Raw genomic sequence first — 20490 nt, forward strand, 5'->3', positions numbered from 1 at the left:
CCGCGATGGAACCCCACGCGCTCCGCCCCCGGCCGATGCCCGGCGCCCACACCTTCCCCCGGGCGGATCCCGCTCCCGCCGCCATCGAGGAGACGCCGCCCGCGCGCCCGCGGGGCCGGCGGGCGGCGGCGGGCCTCGCCCTGCTGCTGACCGGGGCCGTCCTGGGCGTCCTGGCCACCACATGGGCGGGCCGGGCGTCCGGTCCGGCCCTCACCGCCCGGCTCGGGGTGGAGGTGACCGACGACGGCCGGCCGGGCGCCCTGGTGGTCGGCGTCCAGGACCCCGGCCCCGCCCACACGGCCGGCCTCCGCGAGGGCGACCTGCTGCTCGCCGTCGGCGCCACCCGCGTCGACACGGCCGCGGACCTGGCCCACGCCCTCGCCCGCACCCCGCCGGGCACGGCGATCCGCCTGACCGTCCGGCACGCCACGGGCGGCTACCGACAGGTGACGGCGATTCCCGGAATCCTGACGTGAGGGGGGTGCCGGCCGGGCGCGCGGGGGTCGAAGGGGGCGCACGGATGCATCAGGACGTGGCGAAGCTGGGGATTCCGCCCCCGGACGGGCCGGCTCCCGGAGGCAACCCCGGCAACCGGCTCGCGCCGTACCCGTTCGGCGGGCAGGATGCTGCCCGTAGCCCCGACGTACGCCCTGGGAGGCACCCGGATGACCGGCACCGCGCCCGTGCCCTTCACCGCCGACGACTACAAGGCCCGTATGGACCGGGCGGCGCGGCAGGCCGCCGACGCCGGGCTCGCGGGGCTGCTCGTCGCGCCGGGACCGGACCTGGTGTGGCTCACCGGGTACGCGCCGCCCGCCGTCACCGAGCGGCTCACCCTGCTGGTCCTGGCCGCCGGCCGGGAACCCGTGCTAGTCGTCCCCACCCTGGAGGCCCCGGACGCCGAGAAGGCCCCCGGCGCGCCCGCCCTCGCCCTGCGCGACTGGACCGACGGCAAGGACCCTTACGCCCTCACCGCGGCCCTCCTCGACCACAAGGGGCGCTTCGGCGTCAGCGACAACGCCTGGGCGCTGCACCTGCTGGGACTTCAGCAGGCCCTTCCCGGCACCTCGTACGTGTCCCTCACCGAGGCGCTGCCGATGCTGCGCGCCGTGAAGGACGCCGCCGAACTGGAGCGGCTCGCCGCGGCCGGCGCCGCCGCCGACGCCGCCTTCGAGGAGATCAGGAACGTCCGCTTCTCCGGCCGCCGGGAGTCCGAGGTCGCCGCCGACCTCGCCGCGCTGCTGCGCCGCTTCGGCCACTCCCAGGTCGACTTCACCATCGTCGCCTCCGGCCCCAACGGGGCCAACCCGCACCACGAGGCCGGCGACCGCCGCATCGAGCGCGGCGACATGGTCGTCCTGGACTTCGGCGGCCTCAAGGACGGCTACGGCTCCGACACCTCCCGCACGGTGCACGTCGGCGAGCCCACCGACGAGGAGCGCCGGGTGCACGACCTGGTGCGCGAGGCGCAGGAGGCCGGCTTCCGCGCGGTGCGGCCGGGCGCGGCCTGCCAGGACGTCGACCGGGCGGCCCGCGCGGTCATCGACGGCGCCGGGTACGGCGAGTACTTCATCCACCGCACCGGGCACGGCATCGGCGTCACCACCCACGAGCCGCCGTACATGATCGAGGGCGAGGAGCGGCCGCTCGTCCCCGGCATGTGCTTCTCCGTCGAGCCGGGCGTCTATCTGCCGGGCCGGTTCGGGGTGCGGATCGAGGACATCGTGACCGTCACCGAGGACGGCGGACGGCGGCTGAACGACACGGAGCGGGGGATGGTGATAGTCGACTGAGCGGCACCGTCCGGCCCTTCCGCCCCGTCCCACCCTGCCTCTCCCGAACGGTTACGGCGCGACCATGACCCAGGCACCGACACCCACCGTTGACACCGTCCGCCGACTGGCCCGGTCCCTGCTCAAGGACAGCGGGCACGGCGCCGGCGCGTCCGCCGCCCTCGACGTGCGGCCCGCCGGCGACGGCGCCGACCCCACCACCTGGCTGGTGGGCACCCGGTACGTGCTGCACCTCGCCCCGGACCGTGCGACCGGCGCCCGCCGGCGCCGCGAACTGCGGCTGCGTGAGGTGGTGCGCCCGCACGTGCCGGTCGCGCTGCCCGTCTGCCTGGCGCAGGGCGAGTGGGCGCCCGGCCTCTTGTGCACACTGGAGACCCGCCTGGTCGGCGGCACGGCGGAGGAGAACACCGTGTCCGCCGTCGGCGAGACCGACCTGGCGGGCCTGCTCACCGGGCTCCACCAGGTGCCGGTACGGCAGGCCGAGTCGCTGGGCGTGCCCCGCGTGCCGCCGCGCTCACTGGAGACCCTGCGGCGGGCCGCCGGGGAGGCCGTCGAACTGCTCGACAAGGCGGACGAGTTCGAGGCGGCACGGCTGAGGCAGTTCACCCAGCCCGCGACCGTGCAGCTCGCCGCGCAGGCCGGGTCGGCGGTGCTGGTGCACCACGCCCTCACGGGCGGCAACCTGGTCGTCGGCGCGGACGGGCGGGTGCGGGGGGTGCTCGGCTGGGACTCGGCGGTGGTCGGCGACCCGGCCGAGGACATCGCGGGCCTGGCCCGCGCCGTCGGAGCCCCGGCCGCCGTCCGCGCGGCCACGCTGGCGGGCTACGGCGCCCGCCCCTGCCTGCGCGGCCTGTGGCTGGCCCGCTGCGACTGCGTCATCCACCTCGCCGAGGCCCTCGTCCACAACGACACGTCGACCCTGCCCTTGCTCCGCACCCGCCTCCGCCGAGCCTGGGAACCCATCATGCTGGAACGCGTCACGGACCTACGCGACAGCGACGCGGCGCCTTAGGGAGTCCGGGTGCGGGGTTCCTCCCCGCGCCGGCGCGCCCGTCGTGCCGTCGCGCGTCACGTCCTCCGAGTGGGCGTCGCCGCGCCGTGAGGCGCTCCGGGTGGGTCCGGCCACAGGGCCGGCGAAACCGTCCCGCGCCGAGAAGCCCGTCGTGCGGTCGCGCGTCACGGCCTCCGGGTGGGCGTCGCCGCGCCGTGAGGCGCTCGGGGTGGGTCCGGCCACAGGGCCGGCGAAACTGTCCCGCGCCGAGAAGCCCGTCGTGCGGTCGCGCGTCACGGCCTCCGGGTGGGCGTCGCCGCGCCGTGAGGCGCTCGGGGTGGGTCCGGCCACAGGGCCGGCGAAACTGTCCCGCGCCGAGAAGCCCGTCGTGCGGTCGCGCGTCGCTCCTCCGAGTGGGCGTCGCCGCGCCGTGAGGCGCTCCGGGTGGGTCCGGCCACAGGGCCGGCGAAACCGTCCCGCGCCGAGAAGCCCGTCGTGCCGTCGCGCGTCACGTCCTCCGGGGCGGCGTCGCGGCGGCGCGAAGCGCCCCAGTGTCCGGGCGCGGGCTGGTAGAACCCGTCTGGTGCCTGCGGCACCTGTCGTGCCGCGGCGTCACCGGCGCCGTGGAACACCCCAGGTGGCCTGGGCGCGAGCCGCGGTTCCGCCCTCCCCGCGCCGGCGCGCCCGTCGGAGCCGCGAGGTGCCCGCCGTAGCGCAGCCCCACGCGACCCTGAGCGCGGGGCGGGGCACCCCCGCCCCGCGCCCCTCACTCCTGCAGCAACACCACCGCCGACTCCCCTGGCAGCCGCAGCAGACCGTCCGCCCCGGGGACGTCCACCGGTTCCCACGCCGCCAGGATCCGGGCCTCGCGGGAGCCCAGGGGGATGTCCGCCGGTTCGGCGCCCAGGTTCACCGCCACGCGGACGTCGCCGCGGCGGAACGCCAGCCAGCGACGGTCCTCGTCGTAGGCCACCTTCGTGTCGGCGAGGTCCGGGTCGGTGAGGTCCGGCTGCTCGCGGCGCAGCGCGAGCAGTTGCCGGTACCAGGCCAGCATCCGCGCGTGCGGCTCCCGCTCCGGCTCGGACCAGTCGAGGCAGGAGCGGTCGCGGGTGGCCGGGTCCTGCGGGTCGGGCACGTCCTGCTCGGCCCACCCGTGCGCCGCGAACTCCCGGCGCCGCCCCTCGCTGACCGCCTTCGCCAGCTCCGGGTCGGTGTGGTCGGTGAAGAACTGCCACGGCGTGCCCGCCGCCCACTCCTCGCCCATGAACAGCATCGGCGTGAACGGCGCGGTCAGCGTCAGAGCCGCCGCGCAGGCCAGCAGCCCGGGGGAGACCAGCGCGGCCAGCCGGTCGCCCTGGGCACGGTTGCCGACCTGGTCGTGGGTCTGGCTGTACCCCAGCAGCCGGTGCGCGGCCACCCGGGTGCGGTCGAGCGGCCGGCCGTGGCGCCGGCCCCGGAAACTGGAGTACGTGCCGTCGTGGAAGAAGCCGTGGGTGAGCGTCTTGGCCAGGGCCTTCAGCGGGGCCCGCGCGAAGTCGGCGTAGTAGCCCTGCGACTCGCCGGTCAGGGCGGTGTGCAGGGCGTGGTGGAAGTCGTCGTTCCACTGCGCGTGGACGCCGTAGCCGCCGTTCTCGCGCGGGGTGATGATCCGCGGGTCGTTGAGGTCGGACTCGGCGATCAGGAACAGCGGCCGGCCGGTGTCGGCGGCCAGTTCGTCCACGGCCTGCGACAGCTCCTCCAGGAAGTGGCGCGCGCGGGTGTCGACCAGCGCGTGCACCGCGTCCAGCCGCAGCCCGTCGATCCGGTAGTCCCGCAGCCACGCCAGCGCGCTCTCCACGAGGTACGCGCGCACCTCGTCCGAGCCGGGCGCGTCCAGGTTGACCGCCGCGCCCCACGGCGTGTGGTGCGTGTCGGTGAAGTACGGGCCGAACTGCGGCAGGTAATTGCCCGACGGGCCCAGGTGGTTGTGCACCACGTCCAGGACGACGCCGAGCCCCAGTGCGTGCGCCCGGTCGACGAACCGTTTCAGCCCCTCGGGCCCGCCGTACGGCTCGTGCACCGCCCACAGCGAGACGCCCTCGTACCCCCAGCCGTGCCGGCCCGGGAACGGGCACACCGGCATCAACTCCACGTGCGTGACGCCCAGGTCGGCGAGGTGCCCGAGCCGTTCGGCGGCGGCGTCGAAGGTGCCCTCGCGGGTATACGTGCCGACGTGCGTCTCGTACAGCACCGCGCCGGGCAGCGGGCGTCCGGTCCACTCGGCGGTCCACTCGTAACGGTCGTGGTCGACGACGGCGCTGAGCCCGTCGGGGCCGTCGGGCTGGCGGCGCGACCGGGGGTCCGGCAGCACCGGTCCGTCGTCCAGCGCGAAGCCGTACCGGGAGCCGTCGTGCGCCTCGGCCTCCCCCCGCCACCACCCCTCCCGCTCGGGATCGCGCTCCAACGCGCGCGTGACGCCGTCGCACCGGAGCGTCACTCGGCCGGCCTGTGGTGCCCACACCTCGAACTGCACGGACGGTTCCCCTTCGTCTGCTCACCGTGATGAAGCGCCTCCATCGTGCGGCATGGGAGATCAATTCGCCGGGGGATCCGCCGTTTTGCGGCGGGTGTCGCGCGACGGACCGCGGCGCGGGCGAGGGCGCGGGCGGTGACGCAGGCGGGGGCGGGTCTTCCGTTTACGGGGTTTCTGGACAGCCCGCACCTGGCTGACCGACAATCACCGCGTGACGTCGTCCTTCGAGTTCTCCACGTACCCCGCGCGGCTCTCCGACGCGGAGCGCGACAAGGCGCTGAGCGTGCTGCGGGACGGCGTCGCCAAGGGCCGCCTGTCCCACGACACGTTCATCCGGCGCATGGAACTGGCGCTCGTGGCGCGGCGCGCCGACGAACTCGCCGCGCTCACCGCCGACCTCCCCCGCGAGAGCCGCCTCTCCCGCGCGGTGTTCGGCACGGTCGAGGCCGTCTCCGGGTTCACCGTCCGGCTGCGCCGGGCCTGGCGCGCCGAGAAGCTGCCGAAGCTGCTGCTGCCGCACCCCGCGCAGGGGCACCCGCTGCGGATAGGGCGCGACCCTGCCAACGGGCTGCGGCTCACCCATGAGACGGTGTCCCGCGTGCACGCCGAACTCACCCATCAGGGCGGCCTGTGGGTGCTGCGCGACCTCGGCTCCACCAACGGCACGACGGTGAACGGCCGTCGGGTGGTCGGCGCGGCCGTGGTCCGCGACGGCGACCAGGTGGGCTTCGGACAGATCACCTACCGGCTCGCCGCCAACTGACACGGATGTGCCGGCCGTTGACACGTGACGGTGTTGACGCGGCCCGGGCAGTCGTGACTGACTGTAGGGGGACCCCGCACTCCCCGTGCTCGTACTCCTTGTACGTGCCGCACCCCGCACTCCCGCACGGCCTGTACTTCCGGTGGACGACGGCGTCGCTTCGTGGAGGTGTGACCTGACGCCCCTCCTGAGCTATCCGACCGTCGACGAACTCGGCGCGCGGGCCGCCGCCCTCGCCGCCCGCCACCCCCGCGACGCGCGCCTGCGCCGCGTCGGCGTCTCCCGCGCGGGCACCCCCCTGTGGCTGCTGAGCGTCGGCCACGGAGGCCGCCAGGCCCTCGTCGTCGCGGGACCCCACGCCAACGAGCCGGTGGGCGGCGCGACGGTGCTACGGCTCGCCGAGCACGCGCTCGCCGACCGCCGCTTCACCGACGGCGCCGACGTCACCTGGAACCTGCTGCTCAGTCTCGACCCCGACGGCCTGCGCCACAACGAGCGCTGGCTGACCGGCCCGTACACCCTCGGCCACCACTTCCGGAACTTCTACCGCCCCGGTTTCCTGGAGCAGCCCGAGTGGCTGCCGGACGGCGCAGCGGCCGCCGCGCTGCCGGAGACCCGCGCGCTGCTCGCCCTCCAGGACCAACTGCGGCCCTTCCTCCAGTGCTCCCTGCACGGCGTGGACGTCGGCGGAGGCTTCGTCGAACTCACCCACGAACTGCCGGGCCTCGACCGCCGGGTCGCGGCCGTCGCCGCGCGCCTCGGCGTTCCGCGCGAACTCGGCGCGTACGACGCCCTGTACTGGCCGGGACTCGGCCCCGCCGTCTACCGCATCCCGCCCCCGCGCCGCCGCGACCTGGCCGCCGCCATCACGGAGGCGGCCGTGGAGTCGACGTGGTACCACCCCTACGGGTACGGAACGGTCACCGCGGTCGTGGAGGCGCCGATGTGGGGCGTCGCCGCCGTCGCGAACGGCGCCCCGCACCCCGACCCGGACGCCGAACTGCGGTCCGTCAGCCGCACCCTGCGCCGCGACACCGGGCTGCTCGGCGGCCTGGCGGCACGGATCCGCCCGTACGTCGCGGGCGTGCCCGACGCGGACCGGCTGCTCGCCCCGGTCGACGACTACCTCCTCGTCTGCCCGGGCCTCGCGGACGCCTGGGACCCCGACTGCGGGAACGATTCTGCGCATCCGCTGCCGCCCATGACGACCGCCCGCCTGGCCGCGCTGCGCCTCGCCGGCCGGCGCCTCGCCCTGCGCACTGCGGGGCTGCTGCACCAGCTCGTCACCCGCGCGGGCCACGATCCCACCGACGCGCTGCCGGCGTTGAACCGGCTGATCGACGCGCGTTGCGCGGACCTCCGGGACACGCTCGGCGCCCGCTGGATCCCCGTGGACCGCCAGGCGGAGTACCAGGCCCGGGTGATCCGCGCCGTGTGCGCCCTGGCCGTACGGGGGACACCCGAGGCCTCCCGTTCGGGTGAGCGGGACTGGGGTACCGGGCCCGCCGTGCCGATGCACCGGGAATGACGCACACCTCAGTGAAGACGGTCGGGGCCGGGCTGACCGCCGCAGCCCTCCTCCTGCTCGCCGGCGCGACGCCCTCCGCCCACGCGGACACCGGGAACTGGCTGATGCTGAGCGTCAGCCACGGGGAGAACACGACGGCCGGGACGGAGGACGGCACGCTGCTGCGCTGCGACCCGCCCGGCGGCGGCCACCCGCACGCGGAGGAGGCCTGCGCGCAGCTTTCCCAGGCGGACGGCCGCATCACCGCCCTCCCCGCGGAGGACGCCCTCTGCCCGATGATCTACGCCCCGGTGACGGCCCACGCGGAGGGCATGTGGCGCGACCGCCCGGTCACCTGGACGGAAACCTTCCCGAACACCTGCACGCTACGCGCCCACACGGGGGCGCTGTTCGCGCTGGACGGGACGTGAGACGTCCACTCGCCTGCGGCAGACTGGGGCGGGCCTGAGCGGACCTCCGCGCCGAGGCCTGACGCGGCCCTGGAGACGAGGCGGGCCGAGCGCCGTGGTCGGCGCCCGCCGCGCGGGCAGCAGCGCGAACGCCCCTGACGGGACGTGAGACCGCCTGCGCGCGGGGCCGCGGCCATGACGGCCCGGTGACGGCGGCGCCTTTCGCCGATGCCGTGGCCCGGCGTGTGCGTGGCACGTCGCCGGCCGTGCACGGCGTTCCGCGCTCCGACGCCCGGCGCGACGTGTCCGGCAAGCGTCCTTCGCTCGGGCGGCGGAGTCCGGCGACCGTCGGACACCGACGGTGCCCGGTCCCGTGGAGAACCTCGCGTCTGGGCACGAGGCGCGACGACCGCAGTGTGTCTTCCGTTCGGGTGCGGCGTTCGGCCGGCGTTGGACGCCGACGGTGTCCGTCCGCGCGGAGAAGCTCGCGTGGCGGCGTTCGGCCCGGCGGTTGGACGCCGACGGTGTCCGGTCCCGCGCGGAGAAGCCTCGCGCTCTGGGCACCGAGGCGCGACGACCGCAGTGTGTCCTTCCGTTCCGGGTGGCGGCGTTCGGCCCGGCGGTTGGACGCCGACGGTGTCCGGTCCCGCGTGGAGAAGCCTCGCGCTCTGGGCACCGAGGCGCGACGACCGCAGTGTGTCCTTCCGTTCCGGGTGGCGGCCTTCGGCCCGACCGTCGGACACGAGGGTGTCCGGTCCCGCGTGGAGAAGTCTCGTGCTCCGTGCACCGAGGCGCGACGACCGCAGTGTGTCCTTCCGTTCCGGGTGGCGGCGTTCGGCCCGACCGTCGGACACGAGGGTGTCCGGTCCCGCGTGGAGAAGTCTCGTGCTCCGTGCACCGAGGCGCGACGACCGCAGTGTGTCCTCCCCGGCCGGGGGCGCGCACCCGGCCGGCCCCCTCACATCAACCCCACCCGCGCCTGCCGCGCCGCCGCCACCACCGTGCGGGACTGGTGTTCCACCTGGTGGCCGACCGGGACCCAGCGGGCGCGGAAGCGGGTGGCGAAGGCGTCGCTCCAGTGGGCCACCAGGCGGTCCAGGCGGGCCGCCGCCTGGGCGTCGGTGTCCCGCAGGGCCCGCCGCAGCATCGCCGCCGCCCGCAGCGGCACCCGGCGCGCGAAGGCGTCCACGCTGCCGACGTAGGCTCGGGTGCCGTCCGCCGGCGGGGTGCGGACCAGGTCGGCGGCCAGCCCCGGCACCAGCTCCAGCACCCAGGTGGCCGCCCGCAGCAGCGGACCGCCGGTCTCGGCGGGCGGCGGTCCGCTCCGTACGTCCTCAAGGACGTGCCGCACCTCGCCCGCGTCCCGCAGCAGGCGTTCCGCCAGCGCGTGCATCGCCGTGTCCGGCGCCGGGTGCGGGGCCGGGTCGTCGACCAGGTCGCTCGCCCACATCGGCACCTCGACCACCGCGGTCAGACCGCCGTACCGGTGCGCGTGGTACCAGGTGCTGTGCCGGGCGTCGTCGCTCAGACTCGGATAGGCCGGGGCGGCCTCCGGCGCGGGCATCACGTGCACACCGGGCCCCGACGCGGGCCAGCCCGCCGCGTCCGAGGCCCCCGTCTCGACGGGGATGTGCAGCTCGGCCGCGGACTTGGCGAACGGCTCCGCCAGCCCGGGCACGTCCCGCGTCAACTGCACCCAGCTGCCGCCCAGATCGGTGCCGTGCAGGGACACCTGGAGGAAGGGCCGCAGCTCGTCGATCACCCCGGTCAGCGCCCGCGTCTCCGGCGGCAGCCGGTCCGCGGGCAGCACCGAGGGCGCCCACTCCGGCTGCTCGGGCCCGGCCGGGCGGAAGAAGCCCAGGTGGTAGTCGTACAGGCTGCGCGGCGCCGGCGTGACGTGCAGGCTCGCCCCGTCGGGGTCCGCGCACAGCAGGAAGTGCCAGGAGACGCCGTCCCGCAGCTCACGCTCGAGCAGGGCGCGCCGGGCCAGCGACAGCAGCGTCCCGTTGCCCGCGGGCTCGTTGGCGTGGGCGCCCGCCACGACCAGGACGGCGTCCCGGGCGCGTCCCACGGACAGCAGGTGCAGCGGCCGTCCCCCACGCGACGTCCCCACCTGCCGCAGCACACACAGCCCCGGCCACTGGACTGCCAGCGCCCGGGCGGAGAAGACCAGTTCGGACACCGTCGGATAGCGAGACTCCCGCAGCGGACCCACCCCCCGTCACCGCCCGCACTCGCACTGCGCAGTACCCCACGGTCGCGAGACGGTGTCAAGGGCGGTGCGGGGGAGCCGCCAGGGGGCGCTCAGGGGCACGCCATGGCCCCATTCCCGCACGTCCTGCGTCCCTCGCCGGACGCGCGTCCCACGGGTCCCCACCAGCCGTGCGCCGACCGCGCACCGACCCCGCACAGCGCCCCGACAACCGGAACCACCGTCACTCCGGCACCCGCTCCAACAGCGCCACCGGCGACGCGGCGAAGAGCTCCGCCACCCGCACGCCCCCCTCGAACTCCCGCCCAGGATCCCGGACATCGGCCCACCGCCCCGGCGGCAGCGGAAGCCGGGTGCCGCCCCAGCCGCCCGCCTCCGCGAGACGCAGGGACAGGCGGGTGACCGCCGTGACCACCGCGCCGGAGCGGACGAACGCCAGACAGTGGTCCGCCGCCGGCCCCTCGGCCGCCAGCGGCTCGTACGAGGCCGCCGGACCGAACACCTCCGGCCGCCGCGCCCGCAGCGCCAGCGCCGCCCGCGTCACCGCCTCCTTCTCCGCGACGTCCCCGAGACCCCCGACGCCCCCGCCCTCCCCGCCGTCCTCGCCGAACCGCGCGGGCCGCCGGTTGTCCGGGTCGACCAGCGCCCGGTACTCGCGCTCCGTGCCCTGGTAGACGTCGGGCACGCCCGGCATGGTCAGGTGCACCAGCGCCGCGCCCAGCACGTTCGCCCGGACGTGCGGCTCCAGCGCCTCCCGCAGCTCCGCCACCTTCCGCCCCGGCACCCCGCACGGCCCCGCCGCGACGAACCGCGCCACCGCCTCCTCGTAGGGCGGCTCCTGCTCCGTCCAGCTGGTGAACAGGCCCGCCTCGCGCACATGTTTCAACAGCGCCGCCCGCACCCGCTCCTCCTCGGCCGGGCCGAGCCCGAACACCGTCTGCCAGGCCGCCCACGCGGTCTGTCCGTCGGGCGCCGCCTCCCCGGTGCGAGACACCTCCGTGAGGACGTCCGCCCAGCGCCGAGGGCACTCGGTGAGCACGTGCAGCGCCGCCCGCACGTCCGCGCTGCGCTTGACGTCGTGCGTGGACAGCACCGTCCCCGTGGCCGGCCAGTCGCGCTGCACGCGCGCGCAGTACGCGTGGAAGCGGTCCGGCCCCACCGCCGGGTCGCCCGGCTCGCCGCCCACCTCCGTCGCCGACAGCAGCGGCACATAGCGGTAGAACGCCGTGTCCTCCACGGACTTGGCCCGCAGCGCCGACGCCGTCTGCGCGAACCGCGTACGGAACTCCCCGTACGCGGGCCCGTCCCCGTACCGCCCCAGCAGCAGATCCCGTACGACGTCCACCGCGCCCGCCTCCTCCGGGACGGCGAACGCGCGGCGGGCCTCGGCCGCGGCCTCCTCGGTCACCACCGTGGCCGCGTCCTCGGGGGTGTAGGGGCGGTACACCTCAAGCCGCACCAGCAGCTCCGTCAGCGCGATGCGCAGCGCCCAGGGCGCGCGGTCGCGCAGCGCGGTCTCGGGGGCGGTCGCGCACAGCCGGGCCGCCACCCGGGTGAGCCGGTCCAGCTCGGCGGCCAGCTCGTGCGTGAGCACCTTGTAAGCGGCCCTGCGGACCGTGGCGTCCCAGTCGCCGCCCCGGTCCGTCTGCGGGGCCGCGAAGGCCCGGTAGCGGTCCACCAGCTCCCCGAAGCCCGCCGGGTCCAGGAACAGCCCGTCGACGTGGCGCAGGGCGTCGTAGCCGGTCGTGCCTGCGACCGGCCACGAGGCGGGCAGCGCCTCGCCGTCGGCGAGGATCTTCTCCACCACCGTCCAGCGGCCGCCCGTCGCCTCGTGCAGCCGCCGCAGATAGCCGCCCGGGTCCGCGAGCCCGTCCGGGTGGTCGACGCGCAGCCCGTCGACCACGCCCTCGTGCAGCAGCTCCAGGATCTTCGCGTGCGTCGCCTCGAACACCTCGGGGTCCTCCACCCGCACCCCGATCAGCTCGGAGATGCTGAAGAACCGCCGGTAGTTCAGCTCGGTGCGGGCCAGCCTCCACCACACCGGGCGGTACCACTGCGCGTCCAGCAACTGCGGCAGCGGCAGCCCCGCCGTGCCCTCGCGGAGCGGGAAGGCGTGGTCGTAGTAGCGCAGGACGTCCCCGTCGGCCTTCAGCTCGTCCGCCACCTCGCCGAGCGGACCGCCGAGCACGGGCAGCAGCATCTGCCCGCCCTGCGCCTCCCAGTCGATGTCGAACCAGCGGGCGCGGGGGGACGACGGGCCGTCGCGCAGCACCTCCCACAGCGCCGGGTTGTGGCGGGGGGACATCGCCATGTGGTTCGGGACGATGTCCACGATCAGTCCGAGGCCGTGCGCCCGGGCCGTGCGGGACAGCTCCCGCAGGCCCTCCTCACCGCCCAGCTCCTCCCGTACGCGCGTCGGGTCCACGACGTCGTAACCGTGGGCCGAGCCGGGGACCGCCTCCAGGACGGGGGAGAGGTGCAGGTGGGACACGCCGAGCTCGGCCAGGTACGGGACGGCTTCGGCGGCTGCCTGGAAGGGGAAGGCGGGCTGGAGCTGCAGGCGGTAGGTCGCCGTGGGGACTGCCGGGGCACTGGGCTCAGGGGTCATGGGGACGTACGTACCCGCGTGGGCGCGTGTCGTGCGCCCGCTGCTCCGTTCGGGGCGGGGGCGGGAGGGTTTTCGACCCCGCCGCCCCTTCCCGTCCTGAAACCGGGGCTCCGCCCCGGACCCCGCTCCTCGAACGCCGGAGGGGCTGTCCAGTCCCTACGCCGGCCGTTGCAGCACCGTCAGGCTGCGATCGGCAAGCGTCAGCCTCGTCCCCGCCGACACCTTCGGACCCGTCCCCGGCGGCACGCCGTCCTCGCGGGCCGTGTCGACCACCACCTGCCACTGCGCGCCGTGGTCCACCGGCACCACGAAGTCCAGCGGCTTGGGCGAGGCGTTGAACATCAGCAGGAACGAGTCGTCGGTGATCCGCTCCCCGCGCTGCCCGGGCTCGGAGATCGCGTTGCCGTTGAGGAACACGGTCAGCGCCGACGCCCGCGCCGACTCCCAGTCCCGCTGGGTCATCTCCGCGCCCTCGGGCGTGAACCAGGCGATGTCGGAGAGGTCGTCATGGGTGCCCTCCACGGGACGGCCGTGGAAGAAGCGGCGGCGCCGGAAGACGGGGTGGTCCTTGCGCAGCCACACCATCGCGCGCGTGAACTCCAGCAGCTGCCGCCGGAGGTCACCCTCGCCGGCCTCGTCCTCGTCCTCCGGCCAGTTCACCCACGCCAGTTCGTTGTCCTGGCAGTACGCGTTGTTGTTGCCGCGCTGCGTGCGGGCCAGTTCGTCGCCGTGACTGATCATCGGCACGCCCTGGGACAGCATCAGCGTGGCGATGAAGTTCCGCATCTGCCGGGCGCGCAGCTTCAGCACGTCCGGGTCGTCGGTGTCGCCCTCGGCGCCGCAGTTCCAGGACCGGTTGTGGCTCTCGCCGTCCCGGTTGTCCTCGCCGTTGGCCTCGTTGTGCTTCTCGTTGTACGAGACCAGGTCGTGCAGGGTGAAGCCGTCGTGGCAAGTGACGAAGTTGATCGAGGCGAGCGGGCGCCGCCCGTCGTCCTGGTAGAGGTCGGAGGAGCCGGTCAGCCGGGACGCGAACTCGGCGAGCGTGCGCGGCTCGCCCCGCCACAGGTCCCGCACGGTGTCCCGGTACTTGCCGTTCCACTCGGTCCACAGCGGCGGGAAGTTGCCCACCTGGTAGCCGCCCTCGCCGACGTCCCAGGGCTCGGCGATCAGCTTCACCTGGGAGACCACCGGGTCCTGCTGCACCAGGTCGAAGAACGACGACAGCCGGTCCACCTCGTGGAACTGCCGCGCCAGGGTGGCCGCGAGGTCGAAGCGGAACCCGTCGACATGCATCTCGGTGACCCAGTACCGCAGCGAGTCCATGATCATCTGGAGCACGTGCGGGGACCGCATCAGCAGCGAGTTCCCGGTGCCCGTGGTGTCCATGTAGTAGCGGGGGTCCTCGGCCAGCCGGTAGTACGAGGGGTTGTCGAGGCCCTTGAAGGACAGTGTGGGGCCCAGGTGGTTGCCCTCGGCGGTGTGGTTGTAGACCACGTCGAGGATCACCTCGATCCCGGCCTCGTGCAGCGCCTTCACCGCCGACTTGAACTCCAGCACCTGCTGGCCCCGGTCGCCCCACGACGCGTAGGCGTTGTGCGGGGCGAAGAAGCCGATGGTGTTGTAGCCCCAGTAGTTGTTCAGCCCCATGTCGACCAGCCGGTGGTCGTTGACGAACTGGTGGACCGGCATCAGCTCCAGCGCGGTGACGCCCAGTTCGGTCAGGTGCTCGATGATCGCCGGGTGCGCCAGGCCCGCGTAGGTGCCGCGCAGTTCCTCGGGCAGCCCCGGGTGACGCATGGTGAGCCCCTTGACGTGGGCCTCGTAGATCACCGTGTGGTGGTACTCCGTCCGGGGGCGCCGGTCGTCCCCCCAGTCGAAGTACGGGTTGACCACGACCGACGTCATCGTGTGCGGCGCCGAGTCCAGGTCGTTGCGCCGTTCGGGGTCGTCGAAGTGGTAGCCGTAGACCTCCTCGCCCCACTGGATCGAGCCGCTGATCGCACGCGCGTACGGATCGAGCAGCAGTTTCGCGGAGTTGCAGCGCAGCCCCCGCTCGGGGGCGTACGGCCCGTGCACACGGAAGCCGTACCGCTGCCCGGGCATCACCCCGGGCAGGTACGCGTGCCGCACGAACGCGTCGCTCTCCCGCAGTTCGACCGCGGTCTCGGAGCCGTCGTCGTGCAGCAGACACAGCTCTACTCGGTCCGCGGCCTCCGTGAAGACCGCGAAATTCGTTCCGGCGCCGTCGTACGTGGCACCGAGCGGATACGCCTCGCCAGGCCAGACCTGCATGGACACGACTCTTTCAGGTGTACGGCGCCGGTGGGGACGCCTTGGCTCCGAGTGTCCCCGTGTCTCCCCGAACGGGCGGGATCAAGGGCGGGTCCACTTCCTACCCATGCCCCGGCCGCGACGGACCGCACCTTCTGTGATGTCCGCCATGAAACCGCTCGCCCGCCCGCCCGAGGACGGCGGAACGGTCGCTTGGACGGGGGAAGTTGGGAAACGACCCTGTCCATCGGGCTGCATCCCGCACCGCATGCGGAGTACTCTCCTTGATCGTTGGACGGGGAGTGCTCGGGGGACTGGAAGGCGGTGCGCGGGTGGGCTCGGGAGGGCTGGAACTGCCCCCTGGTGACGAGGGTCACGAGGGGAGCGGCTCCACGGACGTCCCGCCCGGTGCGGTGTCCCTGGCGCGGCCGATGGACGCGGGTTCGATCGGACCGGAGCTGGACTGGGGCGCGGACGCGTGGCGCGAGGTGCGCACGCGCGCGCAGCGGGCCGGCCGGGCCTACATCTGGCTGAACCTGGTCGAGCAGCGGCTGCGCGCGGTCGTCGCCGCCGTGCTGCGGCCCATCTACGAGCCCGTGCACGGCGACGACTGGGTGGTCGCCGCCGCCGGGCCCGCCGGACAGGAGTGGGTGCAGCGCGCGGTCGCCGTGCGCGAGGTCAGCCGCCGCAAGGGCTATCTGCTCGATCCGGCCGATGACAACGTGCTGTCGTTCCTCACCCTGCCGCAGTTGCGCGAGCTGATGGTGCAGCACTGGCCGTGCTTCGAGCCGTACTTCGACGACCGCAGGGACGTCGAGCTGGCCCTGGACGAGCTGGAGGTCACCCGCAACGTGGTCTCCCGCAACCGGGCGCTGTCCGAGGCGGTGCTGAACCAGGCGGAGCGGGCCTCCGCGCGGCTGCTCGAGATGCTCGGCGCGGGCGGCGACGTGCCCTCGGCGCGCCGGCTGCCGGTGGACGCGGTCGAGGACCTGGTCGGCGACCGGTACGCGGACGTGGTCGCCGTGCACCCGGACCGGGTGCGGCTGCTGCGCCAGTTCCCCGCCGAGGACATATTCGGCGGTGCGCGCAGGCTCGACGCCATCGGCATCGGCCTGAACCTGCTCGTGCAGAACTTCTCCGGCCGCCGGCTGGTGCGGCTCGCCGAGTCCGGCTGCCGGGTGCGGCTGCTGTTCCTCAACCCGGCCTCCAGCGCGGTCAAGCGGCGCGAGCGCGAACTGGGCATCAAACGGGGCGAGCTGGGCCGGTCCGTGGAGATGAACATCCTCCACATGCGCCGTGTGCGGTCCCGGCTGCGCGACCCGGGCGCCTTCGAGATCCAGGTCTACGACGAGACGCCGCGCTGCACGGCCTACCTGGTCGACGGCGACGGCTCCGACGGCATCGCCCTGGTCCAGAACCACCTGCGCCGCACCCGCGGCATGGAGGCGCCGGTGTTCGTCCTGCGCAACGGCACCAAGGTGGTCAAGCCGGGCGAGATCGAGGAGGGCGGTCTCTTCCCCACCTACCGCGAGGAGTTCGAGCAGATGTGGGCGGATTCGCGGCCGGTGTCCTGAACCTCCGGGTCCGTGTGTGTTCCCGGGGCCGCCCGGTCCGCCCGCCAAACGGAATGCGATCCTCTGGTTGTCAGTGGCGCGTGCGAGGGTGAAGCCACTGGGGGAACGCACCGCACAGAAGGGGGGCAGCCCATGGGCTGGCACCGGGAGCTGCTGATCGGCTTCGACCTGGAGACGACGGGGACGGATCCGCGCGAGGCGCGGATCGTCACGGGAGCCGTGATCGAGCTCCGCGCGGGGGAGACCCTGGGGCGCCGGGAGTGGCTGGCCGACCCGGGCGTGCCGATCCCCGCCGACGCGGTCGCGGTCCACGGCATCAGCAACGAGCGCGCGGCCGCCGAGGGCCGTCCCGCCGACCAGGTGGCCGACGCCATCGCCGGGGTTCTCGCGGCCTACTGGAAGACCGGCGTCCCGGTCGTCGCCTACAACGCCTCGTTCGACCTGAGTCTGCTCTCCGCCGAGCTGCGGAGGTACGGACTGCCGTCCCTGCGCGACCGACTGGGCGGCGCCGACCCGGCCCCGGTGATCGACCCGTACACCATCGATCGCGCCGTCGACCGCTACCGCCGCGGCAAGCGCACGCTTGAGGCGGTCTGCGCGGAGTACGGAGTGCGGCTCGACGCGGCGCACGACGCGACGGCCGACGCCCTCGCCGCCGCCCGTCTGGCCTGTGCGATAGCCGACCGCCACCCGAAGGTCGCGGCCCTCGGCCCGGCGGAGCTGCACCGCCGCCAGATCGAGTGGTACGCGGCCTGGGCGGCGGACTTCCAGGACTTCCTGCGCCGCAAGGGCGACCCGGCCGCCGTCGTCGAGGGCATGTGGCCGCTGCGCGAGCCGGCGGAGGAGCCGGTCCGGCCCGGGCACGCCCAGGGCCTTCCGTCCGGATCAGGCCGGCTGTGAGGCGCGGTGCGTCTCGGCCGTCCCGACGGGGTCCGTGCGTGCAGCCGCAGGGCGAAGGAGGACGGTGAGCAGCGGGGCAGCGTGCCCGGCCCCCGCGACGCCGGGACGAGCTGGGCGAGCGCCCTGAGGGGCGGCGGATCCGCTCAGAACGGGTACCAGCGCACGGTCTCGTTCCCGTCCCGCAGGGACGCCACCCGGCGGCGGAACTCGGCCAGCGCCTTGGGGTTGCCCGGGGCGTGCTGGGCGACCCAGGCGCAGCTGGCCGTCTCCCGCGCCCCGCGCAGCACCGAGCACCCCTCCCACTCGCGCACGTCCCAGCCGTAGGTCTCGGTGAACGAGGCGTAGGCCTCGTCCGGCAGGCCGTAGCGGTCGTGGGAGAGGGCCATCACCACCAGGTCGTGCTCGCGCAGGTCCGAGGAGAAGGTCTCCAGGTCGACCAGCACGGGCCCGTCCGGGCCGACGTGCACGTTGCGCGGCAGCGCGTCGCCGTGGATCGGGCCGCGCGGCAGCCGGGGCGTCAGCGCGGCCGCGGCCTTCGCGAACCCATCGCGCCGCTCGCGCAGATACGCCGCGTCCGCCGGGTCGATCGCGTCGCCCGCGAGCCGCAGCCAGCGCTCCACGCCGTCCAGCAGCTCGCGGGGCGGCAGGGCGAAGGGCGGAGGGGGCAGCGCGTGCACCTGCCGCAGCAACACGGCCAGGTCCTTCGGCCCGGCGGGCCGCACCGGGTCGGGCAGCCGGCGCCACACGGTCACCGGGTGCCCCTCCACCAGCAGCGCCTCGGACTCGGCGGGACGCACCGCGGGCACGCCCTGCTCGGCCAGCCAGCCGGCGACGGCCAGTTCGCGGCGGGCCCGTTCCAGCAGCTCCGCGTCCCGGCCCACCTTCACCGCCAGGTCCCCGGCGGCGAACACCGCGTTCTCCCCGAGCGCCAGCAGCCGCGCGTCCCCGGCGTCCCCGGGGAGCACCCCCGCGGCCTGAAGAACCTCCCGCGCCCGCGCCTCGTCCATCGCTTCCGCCTCCGTGTCCGTCCCGGGCCCCGCCGGGCGCCTGTCGTCCGGCCGTTCGCCGGCCAGTCTCGCATTCGCACAGGTCGGGTGGTGTGCGCGGGCCCTTGACGTGCGCTGTCGCGTTCACGACCATGACCGGGCCCACCCCCCACCTGCAAAGGGGCTGATGCCGTGACGTCGGTGACCGAGGCGAGGAGACCGGCGCCCCACGCGCCCGGGCCGAGCCGTCCGAGACGGCGTGCCGTCGACCACGGCCCGTGGTTCCTGGTGCTGCCCGCGTTGATCCCCATCCTGGTGCTCAGCGTCGGCCCGCTGCTCCACGGCATCCTGCTGGCCTTCACCGACGCCCAGTCCGGCCGTACCGAGCCCACCCGCTGGATCGGCGCCCTGAACTTCCGGGACCTGCTCCAGGACACCCTGTTCTGGGAGTCCTTCCGCATCGGGCTGGTGTGGGCGGTCGGCGTGACGGTCCCGCAGTTCCTGCTGGCGCTCGGCCTCGCCCTGCTGCTCAACCAGGACCTGCGGCTGCGCTGGGCGGCCCGCGCCCTGGCGATCGTGCCCTGGGCGATGCCCGAGGTGGTCGTCGGCATCATGTGGCGCATCACCTACAACCCGGACGCCGGCATCCTCAACGAGACGCTGCGCGACCTCGGGTTCGGCGGCGACCGGGACTGGCTGAGCGGCCTCGCCACCGCCCTGCCCGCGGTGATCGTCGTCGGCGTGTGGGCGGGCATGCCGCAGACCACGGTGGCCCTGCTCGCCGGACTCCAGAACACCCCGCGCGAGCTGCACGAGGCCGCGGCCGTCGACGGCGCGGGCGCCTGGCGCCGCTTCCGCACCGTCACCTGGCCGGCGCTGCGGCCCGTCGCCGTCGCCATCACGGCGCTCAACCTGATCTGGAACTTCAACTCCTTCGCCCTGGTCTACGTGCTCACCAACGGCGGCCCCGGCGGCCGCACCCGCCTGCCCATGCTGTTCGCCTACGAAGAGGCCTTCCGGTACGGGCAGTTCGGCTACGCGGCCGCGATGGGCTGTGTGATGGTCGCCGTGATCTCGGTGCTGCTCGCCGTGTTCCTCGTGGGCCGGCTCAGGGGAGGTGAGGAGCGTTGAGGACCCGTCCCGCCGCCCGCGCCGGCCAGTACACGGCCCTGCTCGCCTACCTGGTCTTCCTGGCCTTCCCGTTCGTGTGGCTCGCGTCCACCGCGTTCAAGCCGGCCACCGAGCTGGCCGGGCTGCACCCCACCTGGATCCCGCAGGACCCCACCCTCGCCAACTTCCGTCAGGCCTTCGACGAACAGCCGCTGCTGCGGGCCGCCCTCAACTCCCTGCTCACCGCGTCCGCCTCGGCCCTCGTCGCGGTCGCCGTGGCCACCCCGACGGCGTACGTCATGGCCCGCCGGCGCGGCGCCCTGGCGCGGGCGGCGACCGGCTGGGTGGTCGTCAGCCAGGCGTTCCCGTTCGTGCTGCTGGTCATCCCGCTGTTCCTGGTGCTGAAGAACCTGCGGCTCATCGACTCGCTGCCCGGCCTGGTGCTGGTCTACGTCGTCTGGTCGCTGCCCTTCGCCCTGTGGATGCTCACCGGCTACGTCCGTGCCGTGCCGGCCGAGCTGGAGGAGGCGGCCGCCGTGGACGGCGCCGGACGGCTGCGGACCCTGGTGTCGGTGACCGTGCCGCTGCTCGCGCCGGGCATCGCCGCGACCGCGCTGTTCGCGTTCGTCACCGCGTGGAACGAGTTCTTCTTCGCCCTCGTCCTGCTGAAGACACCCGAACACCAGACGCTGCCGGTGCTCCTCACCCGCTTCATCGGCGCCGAAGGCGTCGCCGACCTCGGCCCGCTGGCCGCCGCCGCGTTCCTCGCGACACTTCCGTCCCTGCTGGTGTTCGCGCTCATCCAGCGCCGCATCACCGGCTCCCTCCTCGCCGGGGCGGTGAAGGGCTGATG

15 protein-coding genes are annotated in these 20490 nt (G+C 74.6%); 10 read left to right on the forward strand and 5 right to left on the reverse strand.

Annotation, left to right across the window (positions count from 1 at the left end):
- Positions 1-5 precede the first annotated feature (5 nt).
- The 3 genes from AY578_RS26280 (at position 6) to AY578_RS26290 (ending at position 2805) form a co-directional block, all read left to right on the forward strand.
- The gene (locus tag AY578_RS26280) at positions 6-476 is read left to right on the forward strand and encodes a PDZ domain-containing protein (protein WP_136238092.1); all 471 of its coding nucleotides are present in this window, start codon (positions 6-8) and stop codon (positions 474-476) included.
- 189 nt (positions 477-665) lie between these two features.
- A complete protein-coding gene (locus tag AY578_RS26285; protein WP_019523402.1) occupies positions 666-1793 on the forward strand; it encodes an aminopeptidase P family protein in 1128 nt (375 codons plus the stop codon).
- Between the two features lie 64 nt (positions 1794-1857).
- On the forward strand, positions 1858-2805 hold the full coding sequence (locus tag AY578_RS26290; protein WP_028961599.1) for an aminoglycoside phosphotransferase family protein: 948 nt from the start codon (positions 1858-1860) through the stop codon (positions 2803-2805).
- Positions 2806-3550: 745 nt separating this feature from the next.
- Here AY578_RS26290 and treZ read toward each other — a convergent pair.
- Positions 3551-5296 (reverse strand): malto-oligosyltrehalose trehalohydrolase, encoded by a 1746-nt coding sequence (treZ, locus tag AY578_RS26295; protein WP_028961598.1) that lies wholly within the window; start codon positions 5294-5296, stop codon positions 3551-3553.
- A 211-nt stretch (positions 5297-5507) separates the two neighbouring features.
- On the opposite strand from treZ, the gene AY578_RS26300 reads away from it, so the two are divergent.
- The 3 genes from AY578_RS26300 (at position 5508) to AY578_RS26310 (ending at position 7997) form a co-directional block, all read left to right on the forward strand.
- Positions 5508-6059: an FHA domain-containing protein gene (locus tag AY578_RS26300; RefSeq protein WP_028961597.1), complete on the forward strand. Its 552-nt coding sequence runs from the start codon at positions 5508-5510 to the stop codon at positions 6057-6059.
- Between the two features lie 142 nt (positions 6060-6201).
- Entirely contained in the window at positions 6202-7587 is a 1386-nt protein-coding gene (locus AY578_RS26305; protein WP_019523398.1) for a M14 family zinc carboxypeptidase, read from the forward strand.
- Positions 7584-7997: an SSI family serine proteinase inhibitor gene (locus AY578_RS26310; protein ID WP_202414606.1), complete on the forward strand. Its 414-nt coding sequence runs from the start codon at positions 7584-7586 to the stop codon at positions 7995-7997. The genes AY578_RS26305 and AY578_RS26310 overlap by 4 nt, the downstream gene beginning before the upstream one ends.
- Before the next feature lie 937 nt (positions 7998-8934).
- Here the strand turns inward: AY578_RS26310 and AY578_RS26315 are convergent.
- The 3 genes from AY578_RS26315 to glgX form a co-directional block, all read right to left on the reverse strand.
- Positions 8935-10158: a M14 family zinc carboxypeptidase gene (locus AY578_RS26315; RefSeq protein WP_370878978.1), complete on the reverse strand. Its 1224-nt coding sequence runs from the start codon at positions 10156-10158 to the stop codon at positions 8935-8937.
- A gap of 253 nt (positions 10159-10411) precedes the next feature.
- Positions 10412-12796 carry a malto-oligosyltrehalose synthase gene (gene treY, locus AY578_RS26320; RefSeq protein ID WP_258905748.1) on the reverse strand — a complete coding sequence of 795 codons (2385 nt, stop codon included), beginning with the start codon at positions 12794-12796 and terminating at the stop codon, positions 10412-10414.
- A 156-nt stretch (positions 12797-12952) separates the two neighbouring features.
- On the reverse strand, positions 12953-15088 hold the full coding sequence (glgX, locus tag AY578_RS26325; protein WP_026243612.1) for a glycogen debranching protein GlgX: 2136 nt from the start codon (positions 15086-15088) through the stop codon (positions 12953-12955).
- Between the two features lie 311 nt (positions 15089-15399).
- Here glgX and AY578_RS26330 point away from each other — a divergent pair, with 311 nt between their 5' ends.
- Together AY578_RS26330 and AY578_RS26335 are read left to right on the forward strand one after the other, a co-directional pair.
- On the forward strand, positions 15400-16641 hold the full coding sequence (locus tag AY578_RS26330) for a DUF5919 domain-containing protein (protein WP_020700048.1): 1242 nt from the start codon (positions 15400-15402) through the stop codon (positions 16639-16641).
- Between the two features lie 132 nt (positions 16642-16773).
- Positions 16774-17541: a 3'-5' exonuclease gene (locus AY578_RS26335; protein WP_019523392.1), complete on the forward strand. Its 768-nt coding sequence runs from the start codon at positions 16774-16776 to the stop codon at positions 17539-17541.
- Between the two features lie 143 nt (positions 17542-17684).
- Here the strand turns inward: AY578_RS26335 and AY578_RS26340 are convergent, their stop codons facing one another.
- Positions 17685-18548: a phosphotransferase enzyme family protein gene (locus tag AY578_RS26340; protein WP_258905751.1), complete on the reverse strand. Its 864-nt coding sequence runs from the start codon at positions 18546-18548 to the stop codon at positions 17685-17687.
- Between the two features lie 171 nt (positions 18549-18719).
- On the opposite strand from AY578_RS26340, the gene AY578_RS26345 reads away from it, so the two are divergent.
- Both AY578_RS26345 and AY578_RS26350 read left to right on the forward strand, forming a co-directional pair.
- Positions 18720-19658 carry a carbohydrate ABC transporter permease gene (locus AY578_RS26345; RefSeq protein WP_026243610.1) on the forward strand — a complete coding sequence of 313 codons (939 nt, stop codon included), beginning with the start codon at positions 18720-18722 and terminating at the stop codon, positions 19656-19658.
- On the forward strand, positions 19655-20488 hold the full coding sequence (locus AY578_RS26350; RefSeq protein ID WP_258905753.1) for a carbohydrate ABC transporter permease: 834 nt from the start codon (positions 19655-19657) through the stop codon (positions 20486-20488). The genes AY578_RS26345 and AY578_RS26350 overlap by 4 nt, the downstream gene beginning before the upstream one ends.
- The last annotated feature ends 2 nt before the right edge of the window (positions 20489-20490 follow it).

The sequence above is a fragment of the Streptomyces thermocarboxydus genome, assembly GCF_024760485.1.
Lineage (GTDB): Bacteria > Actinomycetota > Actinomycetes > Streptomycetales > Streptomycetaceae > Streptomyces > Streptomyces cellulosae.

Bases quoted from the DNA above. Each gene is read 5' to 3' on its own strand.
- AY578_RS26280 (WP_136238092.1), top strand. From the start codon at position 6: ATGGAACCCCACGCGCTCCGCCCCCGGCCGATGCCCGGCGCCCACACC.
- AY578_RS26285 (WP_019523402.1), top strand. From the start codon at position 666: ATGACCGGCACCGCGCCCGTGCCCTTCACCGCCGACGACTACAAGGCC.
- AY578_RS26290 (WP_028961599.1), top strand. From the start codon at position 1,858: ATGACCCAGGCACCGACACCCACCGTTGACACCGTCCGCCGACTGGCC.
- AY578_RS26310 (WP_202414606.1), top strand. From the start codon at position 7,584: ATGACGCACACCTCAGTGAAGACGGTCGGGGCCGGGCTGACCGCCGCA.
- treY (WP_258905748.1), bottom strand. From the start codon at position 12,796: ATGACCCCTGAGCCCAGTGCCCCGGCAGTCCCCACGGCGACCTACCGC.
- glgX (WP_026243612.1), bottom strand. From the start codon at position 15,088: ATGCAGGTCTGGCCTGGCGAGGCGTATCCGCTCGGTGCCACGTACGAC.
- AY578_RS26335 (WP_019523392.1), top strand. From the start codon at position 16,774: ATGGGCTGGCACCGGGAGCTGCTGATCGGCTTCGACCTGGAGACGACG.
- AY578_RS26340 (WP_258905751.1), bottom strand. From the start codon at position 18,548: ATGGACGAGGCGCGGGCGCGGGAGGTTCTTCAGGCCGCGGGGGTGCTC.